The organism is Chryseobacterium sp. G0201 (assembly GCF_003815655.1).
Taxonomy (GTDB): Bacteria; Bacteroidota; Bacteroidia; order Flavobacteriales; family Weeksellaceae; genus Chryseobacterium.
Genome location: NZ_CP033917.1, coordinates 3849780 through 3860560, shown reverse-complemented (window position 1 = coordinate 3860560; position 10781 = coordinate 3849780). Strand labels below are relative to the sequence as shown.

Annotated in this window: 7 protein-coding genes; all 7 read left to right on the top strand. The window is 38.0% G+C overall.

Annotated features, from left to right (window positions below; genetic code table 11):
* The first annotated feature begins 1 nt into the window (after nucleotide 1).
* From EG348_RS17260 to EG348_RS17230, 7 genes are read left to right on the top strand one after another with little or no spacing between them, the layout of a single operon-like run.
* Entirely contained in the window at nucleotides 2-4237 is a 4236-nt protein-coding gene (locus tag EG348_RS17260) for a type I polyketide synthase (protein ID WP_123984213.1), read from the top strand.
* Entirely contained in the window at nucleotides 4225-4524 is a 300-nt protein-coding gene (locus EG348_RS17255; protein ID WP_123984212.1) for an acyl carrier protein, read from the top strand. The genes EG348_RS17260 and EG348_RS17255 overlap by 13 nt, the downstream gene beginning before the upstream one ends.
* Nucleotides 4515-5306, top strand: a complete 792-nt coding sequence (locus EG348_RS17250) for an alpha/beta fold hydrolase (RefSeq protein WP_123984211.1) — start codon at nucleotides 4515-4517, stop codon at nucleotides 5304-5306. The genes EG348_RS17255 and EG348_RS17250 overlap by 10 nt, the downstream gene beginning before the upstream one ends.
* On the top strand, nucleotides 5299-7695 hold the full coding sequence (locus EG348_RS17245; protein WP_123984210.1) for a glycosyltransferase: 2397 nt from the start codon (nucleotides 5299-5301) through the stop codon (nucleotides 7693-7695). Before EG348_RS17250 ends, EG348_RS17245 begins: the two co-directional genes overlap by 8 nt.
* A 4-nt stretch (nucleotides 7696-7699) precedes the next feature.
* Entirely contained in the window at nucleotides 7700-8968 is a 1269-nt protein-coding gene (locus tag EG348_RS17240; RefSeq protein ID WP_123984209.1) for a condensation domain-containing protein, read from the top strand.
* Nucleotides 8965-10212: a condensation domain-containing protein gene (locus EG348_RS17235; RefSeq protein WP_123984208.1), complete on the top strand. Its 1248-nt coding sequence runs from the start codon at nucleotides 8965-8967 to the stop codon at nucleotides 10210-10212. The genes EG348_RS17240 and EG348_RS17235 overlap by 4 nt, the downstream gene beginning before the upstream one ends.
* Nucleotides 10209-10775 carry a hypothetical protein gene (locus tag EG348_RS17230; protein ID WP_123984207.1) on the top strand — a complete coding sequence of 189 codons (567 nt, stop codon included), beginning with the start codon at nucleotides 10209-10211 and terminating at the stop codon, nucleotides 10773-10775. The genes EG348_RS17235 and EG348_RS17230 overlap by 4 nt, the downstream gene beginning before the upstream one ends.
* The last annotated feature ends 6 nt before the right edge of the window (nucleotides 10776-10781 follow it).

The following is a 10781-nucleotide window of genomic DNA, read 5'->3' as shown; positions in this document are numbered from 1 at the left end:
TATGAAAAAAACAGATGTTGCAGTAATTGGTCTGTCTTGCGTATTTCCGGGGGCGCAGGACGCCGACACTTTTTGGCAAAATATTGTCAATAAAGTAGATTCTACCCAGCTGGCTCCAGCCGACCGAATCGATCCTGTTCATTTCAGTGATACCACCAATCCGGTTGACCGTTTTTACTGTCAGCGTGGTGGATTTATCTCTGATTATGAATTTGATCCCACCGCTTTCGGAATTTTACCATTAGCCGTTGAAGGGACTGAACCCGATCATCTTTTAACGCTTGATCTGGTTCAAAAAGCCTTAGACGATGCCGGAATATTTAAGAAAAATATTTCGCTCGAAAAAACAGGAATCATCATCGGGAAAGGGAATTATACCGGTCCCGGCGCAACTCGTGCTATCGAAATTGTAAGAACAGGCGAACAAATTTCTTCTTTATTAAAGGAATTGTTGCCCGAAGTTTCTTCCGCAGATATTGAAAAGGTAAAACACGCTTTTCAGGAAAAAAAAGGACGTTTTGCAGCCGATACCGCTATGGGATTAATTCCTAATCTTGTTGCATCTTTGGTTGCCAATCGTTTCAATTTGGGAGGTGCAGCTTTTACGGTTGATGCCGCTTGTGCGAGTGCTTTAATTGCAGTAGACCACGCGGTACAGGAACTTCAACGAGGTCGTTCTGACATTATGATTGCAGGTGGAGTTCATACCGGACAAAACGCTGCTTTCTGGAGTATTTTCGCTCAATTAGGAGCATTATCTCATCAACAAAAAATTAAGCCCTTTAGCAATGATGCAGATGGTTTATTAATTGGTGAAGGTTGCGGATTCATGATATTGAAAAGATTGGAGGATGCTGTTCGTGATCAGGATAAAATTTATGCAGTCATTAAAGGCGTTGGAATCAGCAGTGACGGTAACGGAACAAGTGTGATGAGTCCTTCTGTAAAAGGTCAGTTGAAAGCTTTACAACAAGCTTGGTCAAATGCAGATTTAGATGAAAACAAGATAGGTTATCTGGAAGCTCACGGAACGGGAACTCCGCTTGGTGACAAGACCGAATTGCAGACTTTAGCTCAGTTTTTCGGAAAAGAAGAAGGTGCTAAAATTGCCGGAATCGGATCTGTAAAATCAAATATCGGTCATGCCATGCCCGCCGCAGGAATTGCAGGTTTAATTAAAACTTGTCTGGCTCTACATCACGACACATTGCCACCAACTTTATACTGTGAAAATCCGACTTCGGAGATTCAGAAAACAAGATTCGAACCTGTTCAGGAAGCAAAAAGCTGGTCTAAAACAGGATTACCAAAAGTAGCTGCAGTCAATGCGTTCGGATTCGGAGGAATCAATGCTCATGTGGTATTGGAAGGTTATGATATGCCTAAAAAAGATAAGGTTTTAATCTTAGCTAGACCAACGCACGAAGAATTATTGTCTGCTTTACAAAATAATGAAACAGTCGTTGGAGAAGGAAATTTCCGCGTGGCGATTTTTGAACCAACTCCTGCAAGAATTGAAAAAACGATAAAAATTGTTGCTAAAAATAATCCTTGGCGCAACAAACAGGATATTTGGTACACCAACGCTCCTCTATTGCAGAATGGAGAAAAAGTAGCCTTCGTTTTTCCTGGATTAGATGGTTTGGCGAAAGGTGAAGTAGAAAGTGTAAGCCGTTATTTCAACATCAATACGCCGATTGAAACGGAAGGTAAAGGATTATTAAATGACGCTCTAAATATCTTCAACAACTGCAGCATTCTCGATAATTCATTAAAAAAATTAGGAATTATACCGGATATGAATGCAGGTCACAGCTTAGGTGAATGGTTGGCAGGTTACTCTTCTGAATTAGCAGAAGTAAATTCTGTAAAAGCTTTAATTGATGTTTTAAATCCTGAAACTTTTGAATTAAAAGATTCAAAATTCATCGCCATCGGAGCTGGAATTGAAAACATAAAACCCATTATCAAAGAAATTCAAAACGTATATATTTCCAACGATAATTGCCCGAATCAGGTGATTCTTTGCGGAAGTAATTCGGCTTTGGATGAATTGGTACCTGTATTAAAATCAAAACAGATATTTCATCAGATTTTGCCGTTCCAATCAGGTTTCCACTCTCCTTTTATCGCCGATAAACTGGATGTGATTTTAGCAGGAATGGAAAAAGCACAGTTTCAGCAGACAAAAATTCCGTTGTGGTCGGCAACGACGTTGGAACCTTATCCATCGGATCAGGACGCGATCAGAAAACTAAGCGCGGAACATCTTGTGGAACCTGTTCGTTTCCGTGAACTGACGGATAAATTATACGAAGAAGGGGCAAGATTTTTCATTCAGATCGGAACTGGTGGTTTGATTGGATTTATAGATGATACATTGAAAGGAAAAGCATTCAGTACCATTGCTTCCAGTGTGGCGACACGTTCTGCATTGGCTCAGTTTCAAAGAGTGGTTGCGGCTTTATTCGTGGAAGGAAAAACAGTTGCGCTGGACTTTTTAGATATTCAAAATCAATCCAAAAAATCATCAGGAAAAGGCATTAAACTGGAATTAGGTTCGCCGATTATCCGTGATTTTAAGGAAATTCAACATTTAGCAAAATCTATCGATACTTCAAAGCAAAAAGTAACTGCCGCAGTTGCAAAATCAGGGCATCCGCTTGTTCAGGCATTTCAGGATAACATCTCAGATATGATTAAAATGCAGGAAGAAGTTTTAACCTTATTTCAAGACCGTCCGAAAGTTTCAATTCCGAATGTGGTATTACCAAAATTTCAGGCTCCGATAAGCAAGAATTTTGAAAAAACTTTATACGTGACGTTGGAAACCCACCCTTACCTAATCGACCACAGCTTATTGAGACAGCCAAAAGGCTGGTATGAAGTTGCCGATATGGAACCTGTGATTCCAATGACGATGATTTTTGAGCAATTAGCAGAAATCGCACAAGCTGAAATTCCAGGAAGTCAGGTTCATAAAATCATGAATGTAAGCGTTTTCCAATGGATGAATGTCGCAAAACCTTTCGAAAAAACCGTAAAAGGAGAATGGCGATCTACCCATCACGCTTATTTAGATATTGAAAATTTTGTGAATGCTGAGGTTTTATTAACCTTATCTGCAAGAACAAATCCGACCTTCAATCTTTCCATCGGAGAAATATTGCCCATCGAAAGAACTCCCGAAGAAATCTACGAGATGCACATGTTTCATGGTGAAAAATATCAGGGAATTACGGAAGTTTCAAAGGTTGGAACAAAAGGAATTATCGGAAAAATCAAAGGAAACGGCGGAAAAGGTTCGTTGTTGGATAACGCTGGACAATTATTCGGACTTTGGCTTCAATTAACATTAACAAAAGACAGAATTGCTTTCCCAGTAAAAATCAAAGACATTGAATTTTTCGGAGATCTACATGATCAGGACGGCGTTTTCGAATGCACCTGTAGTCTGACTGAAATGAATAACGAATTTGCAATCGGAGATATTCTTTTAACTAAAAACGGAAAAGTCTGGTGCAAAATTTCTGGCTGGCAAAACCGCCGTCTGGAAATCGATGCAGCGTTATGGAACGTTTCAATGTCGCCTTTGCACAACCGTCTTTCAGAAGAAATTGCTCCTGAAGTATTTTTCTTCCATCAGGCGTATTCAAGAGTCGCATCTTGGGATTTTATCCTGAAAAGATATTTCAATCAGACAGAAAAAGAGCATCATCAAACATTGCTTCCAAACAAAAGAAAAAGCTATATGGTAAGCCGTGTTGCGGTGAAAGATGCGGTGAGAAACCTTCTTAAAAAGGAAAAAAATCACCCTTGCTTCCCGATTACTTTTGAAATTGCTTCTGATGAGGTCGGAAAACCTTATGTAATCGGAGATTCAACGAAAGACATTTATATTTCTTTAGCACATAAAGGAAAAGATGCTGTCGGAATTGCAAAAAGCGGAAAACCTGTCGGAATTGACATGGAAATCATCGAAGAACGAAGCTCAGGATTCTACGATCTTGTCTTTACCGATAACGAATTAGCCTTATTAAAAGGAAAAGATCAGGCAGAATGGACCACCCGTTTCTGGGTAGCCAAAGAAGCCTACGGAAAATTCATCGGGACAGGATTGAGAGGAAACCCTAAAAACTTTGAAGTCGAAAAAATAACAGAAGATTCTTTATGGATCAATCAAACAGAAATCAAAACCATAAACCATAAAAATTATATCATAGGATGGACACTATAAACACAACAGTAAAATTAAATCACGAAGAATTATTTACCCTTTTAAAAGGTTTCATCACGGAGGTTATCGGTGAAGAATTTGTAGAGGAAATGGACATTACGCCTGAAAGTTCTTTCACAAAAGATCTGGAAATGGACAGCATCGAAATCGTCTCTTTTTCCGAGAAAATCAAAGCGCATTTTGGCGAGCAGATCGATTTCACGGGATGGCTGTCTTCAATGGATCTGGACGAATTGATTAACCTTGATTTAAGTATGATTATCAATTATATCTACGAATGCCAATAATCTCTGTAAACGATAAAAAGGTTCATATTCAGGAACTCAACAAAGGGGCTGAACAAACTGTGGTGATGCTCCACGGTATGTTCAGCAACCTTTCCATTTATTATTTTAATATTGCTCCGATTCTGGCAAAACACTTTCACGTCGTGATGTACGATTTGAAAAGTCATGGCATGAGCGAGCGTTTTACCGACGGTTACGATTTAGAAAATATGTCTTCCGATGTTTTAACGTTGATGGATGCTTTAAATATTGAAAAAGCACATCTTGTCGGCTATAGTTTTGGAGGATTAATTTCTTTAAAAACTGCTTTAAAAGCTCCCGATCGCATCGAGCAACTGGTCGTTATCGAAGCTCCCGATCCGCAGGACGAAAAAGCCAGAAATATTATTGATGAATACAGCAAAGAGTTTCTGGAGCATTATATAGCCAATTTTACCGACACCACAAAAGTGCAGATGGGCAAAAGACAGATGGAAAAAAATCATCGCATGTATGAGTTTTTGTTTAATCAGACCAGCATTAAAGAAGATATGATTAAGGAAAAACATTTCCTGAGCAAAGTTGGTTTTTCTGAATTAAAACCTACTACATTGTTACTATACGGCGCAGATTCCAATTGCAGACCGACAGGCGAATGGCTGAATGATCAAATCGGAAGTTCTGAATTAAAATTAATTCCCGGAGATCACAACATTCCGATTCAGGAACCTGTTTTGATTGCGGAAACTATCGCCCATTTTTTATCAAAATCATTAAAAACCTTATCACAAAACCATGGCTAAATTTGTATTTATAGTTCCACCACTGACAGGTCATGTGAATCCTACCCTAAGCATCGGTGCTACTCTTCTGGAAAGAGGACATCAGGTGGCATGGATAAGTCTAGACCAAAATTTGCAACATAAACTTCCGGAAGGCGGAGAATTATTACTGATTCAATACGACCAAACAGACGAAGAAAAAAGAGATAGCGAAAACTATCTCGATATAATTTCCAAAAAAGTTGTCTATGGAATCGGCAGCATTAAATTTCTTTACGAAGACGTGCTGATTCCTTTAAACAGACATTGCTATAATGGAATTATTCCTTTATTAAAAGAATATCAACCCGATTTGGTGATCGGCGATCATCAGTTATTTGCGGCTTCCATTGCTGCGAAAAAATTGGGTCTTCCGTACGCAACGACCGTTACAGCTCCGGCTGCTATTAAAATTATGAGCGAGCTTCCCAAAGTTCATGAGTGGGAAGAAAAGCAGATTATTGCACTGCAACAGGAATTAGGCGTTGAAGAAAACCGTACTTTGGATTGTTCAGATTTATTGACGTTGGTTCTTACTTCCAATTATTTCTTTGGTGAAATGGATTTAACTTCCAATTATCAATTTACTGGTCCGGTTCTTACGGAACGCCGTGTTTCCTGTGAATTTGATTGGGAAAAATTCAACAGCAATCCAAGAAAGAAGATTTTGGTAAGCATCGGAACAACTTTCGATCACGAACATAAAAAAGCATTTTTCCAAAAAGTGGTTGATGCTTTTAAAGATGAAAACTTAACGGTTGTTGTGGTTTCAGATCCACAGCTTTTTGAAGAATGGCCGGAAAACTTTATGGTGTATCAGCAAGTTCCTCAATTGGATTTGTTACCTTATTTGGACGGTGTTGTTTCTCACGGCGGCCACAATACCGTTTCTGAGGCATTATCAAACGGTTTGCCTTTGGTGGTAATTCCGATCGCGTATGATCAGTCGCATGTTGCGGGACGTGTTGTGCGTACCGGAGCGGGTGAACGTCTTAATTTTAACAGATTTAAGGCGCATCATTTAAACGAAGCCGTACGAAATATTTTAACCAATCCTGAATATAAAAAAGCTGCAGAAATTGTCCGCGAATCTTTCATCGAAGCTGGTGGAAGTACTACCGCAGCCAATTTATTGGAAAACGCTATTACAACTTCAACAATGGAAAAACCAAAGTCTCGATTTTTATTTGTTGTTCCCCCATTTTTTGGACACATCAGTCCGACACTGAGCGTAGGAGCGAGTTTGATTGCCCGTGGTCATCAAGTAAAATGGTTCGGAATTACGCCTTTAGACAACAAGCATATTCCGGAAGGTGGAAGTTATTTTTATCCTGAAGAAGATTTGATTCCGTATCAGGATGAAATTGCAAAAATTTTAAAAAGACAGGACGACGGTCCCGCCTGTTCAGGACCTGAAGTCATGAAACTGGCTTTGGAAGAAACCTATGTTCCTTTTGCCAAAATGATGATGCCCGGTTTGAAAACGCTTACAAAAGACTGGCAGCCCAATGTGATAGTCAATGACTGTATCACTTTCGGAGGAGCGCTTTTTGCCCATAAGAATAATATTCCGTGTGTAACGACAACGCCTGTTCCGCCCGATGTGATGGGTGACATAGAGAACAGCGCACCGAAAATTTTCGAATGGCAGCAAAATTTAATTAAACAGCTTCAGCAAGAAGTCGGAATTGAAGATGATGGAATTTTCATTCATTCTCATCATTTGAATTTGATTTTTACCTCTCAAAAATTCGCTGATTTTGAAGAAGTTCCTTCTCATATGAAATTTGTAGGTCCTGTAAAAGGAAGACCAAATCCGGCGCCTTTTGATTGGGATAAATTAAACGCATCCACTACCCCAAAAATATTTGTTTCGTTGGGAACATTATTGGTGGATATCAGGAAAGCATTTTTCGAAAAAGTAATTGAAGCTTTTGCAGATCAGCCTGTAACCGTGATTGCCGCTACTCCACCGGAAATTTTTGAAGAATGGCCTTCCAATTTTATTGTGAGCAGCTTTGTTCCTCAATCTGCGTTGATGCCTAACATGGATGCAGTGATTTGTCATGGTGGTTTTAATACCGTTAATGATACTTTCACCAATGGTTTACCGATGTTAATTACTCCTATTGCTTATGATCATTTTCATATTGCAAAACTAATTGAAAAAGCAGGTTGCGGAATCAGTATCAGATATAAAAGATTACGTGTAGAAGCGCTTCGCCAGACTGTTTTTGAATTATTGGAAAATCCAACGTACAGAAATGCTGCGAAAGAGGTTCAATCGAGTTTAATCAACGCTGGCGGAAACGACCGTGCGGTAGAATTACTGGAGAATTTTGTAGAACAATCCACTTTAATTTCGGTTTAAGCCTATGAAAAGAAAATTGTTATTTGGCGAACGAATGTTGCTTGGAGACGGAACAGAACCTTTCAACACGGTAATTCCTTTCAGGTTGAAGGGTACATTTAGCTTGAAAAATATTCAACATGCTTTGAATCTGCTTCAGGTAAAACATCCGTGGTTAAAGGCCGTCATTAAACATGATGAAAAGAATATTCCCTGGTTTGAGGTATCAGAAAAAGCAAAAATCCCGATCCGAATTCTAGCCAAAAGGCGCGAAAATGACTGGCTGGAAGAATCTAAAAACGAATGGTACAAAATATTCAATTACAAAGAACAACCTCTCATGCGATTTGTCTGGATCAAAGGAGATGAAACTTCAGAAATGATGTTTGTGTTTCACCATTGTTTATGCGATGGTGGCTCGGCTTTGTCTTTATTGGATGAGTTTTTAAAATTGCTTGATAATCCGACATATGATATTGGGTTGGAAAATCCGATTTTAGGCATTCAGGATGTTGTTCCTAGTGAAATTTTATCTAATCGCGGACAGCAATTGAAGGCAAAAGTGATCGGAAGATTGGCTGCAACAGCGATCAAATATATTCCTGTCAATAAAAAATCGATTGACCGACAAAGCGATTATTTAATTAATTGGACATTCGATCAAGAAACTAGTAAGGAATTAATTTCTTATTGTAAATCTCAAAAAGTTACCGTTAATACGTTTTTATGCGCAACAGTTTTAAAAGCATTTGAAAAAATCAGGAAAGAAAAAGCCTTCAATAAAGTTTCGTGTCCGGTTGATATCAGGCGTTTTGCGAATCAGATCAAAGATGATCACATTTTTGCTTTTGGATTGATGATCGTAGTTTCGCTGAATAAAAAATTCGGTTTTGAAGAAAATTTAAAGCTGATGCAGGCAGCGGTCGATAAAAAAACATCCAAACTCAATCCGTACATCACAATGATGGTGATGGAATCTGCGCATGATGCATTAACAAACTTCACTAAATTATTAAAAAACGGAAAATCTTCCAACGATTGCATGTTTTCTAATTTGGGAAGTATTCAGATCGCTCATCAATACAATGATTTTTCATTGGAAAATATTTTCAGTCCGTCCGTGATCGGGCCTTTGGGAAACACAACGACGATGGTTACTTCAACTTTCCGAGGGGAAATGAATTTTTCTTTCATGGGAAGCGAAGGTTATTTGCCTTATTCAGACGCTTTGGCGATTCGTGATGAGGTGACCAAAATGGTTAAACAACAACTTGAAACTTTAGCCTTATCATGATGAAACGAAAACTAATGTTGGTAGAAAGAATCATGTATGTAGATTCTGAAACTCCTCTAAATTTGGTATTTACTGCAAAAATCAACGGTGAAATCTCGGAAGATAGTTTTAAAATTGCTTTGGATAAAATTCAACAGAAACATCCTTTGTTGAGGGTTTCCATTGATTATAAAAGTGCAAAATATCCTTTTTTTATTGAAGAAAAAGAGATTGCGCCAATTCCACTTCGAATTGTAGAACGAAAAACGGATCAAGACTGGATTTCGGAATCAGAAAATGAATGGTACAGACTTTTTGAGGACAACAAAAAGCCAATGGCTCAGCTCGTTTGGGTAAAAGGTGAAAAGATATCCGAAATTCTTTGGGTAATGCCTCATTGTCTTTGCGATGGAACAACAGGTATTACTTTGATTCGCGAACTTTTAACTTTATTAGACAATCCTTCCATTGAATTAAATTCATACGAGGGCTTTGATTCTGTTAGTGATTTTCTGCCAGCAGATTTTAATTTAACAAAGAAAAAACGAAAAGCCCGATTTTATTTAATGATGGCGAAATTATTCTTTTTAATTCAATCAAAAAGCAAAAACAGGAACCAAGGAAAAAATTACGCGCTTCACCGAAAACTGGACGCTTCAGTTTCCAAAAAAATAGTTGAAAAATGCAAAGCGAATGAAATTTCTGTTCATTCTTTGTTGTGTTCGGCTTTTATGCAGGCTTTTAAAGAGGTTCAGGGTAAAAATGCCAAAGGAAAAGTGATCAGTCCGGTGGATGTTCGTCATTTTATTCCGGAAATTAAGCAGGATCATATTTTTGCATTTGCTCCGACAGTTGAACTGTCATTAAAAAAAGGAAATCAGGATATATTGGAAAACTCCAGACACATCAAAAAAGAACTTCTTCAAAAAATTGAAAAGATGGAGGCAAGAGAATTGTTGTGGATGGGCGAAAATATGCATCCAGTTGTTGAGCGCATGATTTCTATGCTAAAATCAAGCAAAGGCGGGCATGATATTACTTTATCCAACATGGGAAGAATTGATATTCCGAATGAGTATAAAAATTTTAAAGTTGAAACCATTTTTAGTCCGACGGTTGCTTTTCCATGGCTGAATTCAAACACTTTGGTTACAACAACTTATAATCAGGAAATGGATTTTACATTCATGTCTAATGAAAGTTTTCTTCCAAAAGAAGAAGCAATAAAAATTAAAGATAAAGCTATTGAACTGTTGACTTCATGAAATTTAAAATAAAAAAGGCTCAACCAAAACCTATCAAAAAAACCACGCTGAATCGCTTTCTCAGGAAGCGGATGATTATTTATTTTCTTCCGAATGTTTTTTTTAATTTCATTATTGCCTATGCAAGTTTTAATGATTTAGGCTACACTCATTTTTTCGCAGGAACGCAATGTCTGGCTCGATTAACGTTACCGATGGCGATATTTTTACCGATTGTTCTTACGATAGATATTATAAAAAGAGTGACCGATGCCGCTGGTCAAAATGCTATTGAATTTGCAGTTGATGATCAACTTAATTTAAAAAAAATGATGACTAAACTGAGTATTTTGCACGGGATTATTACGGGATTATTGGTATTGTCAAGTTTATTATTTGCACAATTGGCCTTATCCAAATATTATAAACTCGATGCCACCGCGATGGCAATTGTTGTTGGGATTTTGGCAGGTTTGCTCTCTATTCTTTTCACCTATCTTCCCATTATAAAACTAAAAAGGCATTTATATAAACCCATGAATAGTATTGCTTCTGATACGAATGAAAAAAATTTAACCTCATAAAAAAAC